This is a genomic window from Psychrobacter sp. 1U2 (assembly GCF_051847575.1).
In genome coordinates this window covers 1-1,008 of record NZ_JBPYDC010000515.1, presented here as the reverse complement: position 1 = coordinate 1,008, position 1,008 = coordinate 1, and the positions used below count along the sequence as shown (strand labels likewise).

General features: G+C 41.8%; 2 protein-coding genes. Both read left to right on the top strand.

The features are described 5' to 3' along the window. On the top strand, positions 1 to 368 hold a 368-nt coding region (locus ACS8FD_RS16975), incomplete at its 5' end, for a POT-type proton-dependent oligopeptide transporter (protein WP_439276704.1). Between the two features lie 353 nt (positions 369 to 721). Then, the coding region (locus tag ACS8FD_RS16970) for an aminopeptidase P family N-terminal domain-containing protein (protein WP_439276703.1) at positions 722 to 1,008 on the top strand (287 nt) is incomplete at its 3' end.

Below are 1,008 nucleotides of genomic sequence, written 5' to 3'. Positions count from 1 at the left end.
CCTCAAAAAGTATTTTGACCAATGATACGGGCCTAGCATCGCCTTTATGGCTAGTTGGTAGCTTGCTGCTCTTGACACTTGGCGAGTTGGCACTTAGTCCTGTAGGTCTGTCGTCAATGACGAAACTTGCACCAAAGGGCATGCAAGGACAGATGATGGGGCTTTTCTTTGCATCTTTAGCGATGGGTAATTTGGTTGCGGCATTCTTCGGTGGCAATGTGTCAGCTGATAAAATTGAAGGTCTACCAACATTATTTACCACAATGACCGTCTTTTTGGTGGTGACGGCTGCCATCTTGTTAATATTAGCAAAGCCTATCAATAATATGCTCAAAAAGAGCGAGCATGCTGATAAGGCTGTCCAATAAATAGCGCTTTAACGTTACTTTTGTACAGGCTATACGCTCAATAAAAGACAAATTTAAGACGTGTTACCAGTTGTGGGAACGCGTCTTATTGGTTTACTTGTTAAGATATTTGTCTAAGCTATTGAAAGCCTGCGCTGTGCCCAAACATCTAATGATGTTCTACTAAAATACTATACTACTCTTTGTAGCAGTTAGCCTCGTTTATTTGAATTTTTATGAAAACTTAGTGCTAGATATAAATGATCTAAATACTGATCGTTTACTTAATGCTCAAGATTTACCCGCTCGAATAAGACGACTAACCATAGTCGCCTCACGATAAAACCTCTCTAAAATCAATAAGGAAACATTCGATGAATAAACAAGCCATACATGATCGTATCGATAGCTTACGTAAAACTTTAGTCGCACAAGACCTTACCGCCATTATTGTACCGTCAGCCGATCCGCATTTATCTGAGTATTTACCGGAATATTGGCAAGCGCGGTTATGGTTGTCAGGGTTTACAGGCTCAGTTGGTACACTCGTTGTCACGGCCGATTTTGCAGGTCTATGGACTGATAGTCGCTATTGGGTACACGCCGCTGACCAGCTAGAAGGTACTGGTATTAGCTTAGAAAAGCTTGCTCCTGGTCAGCC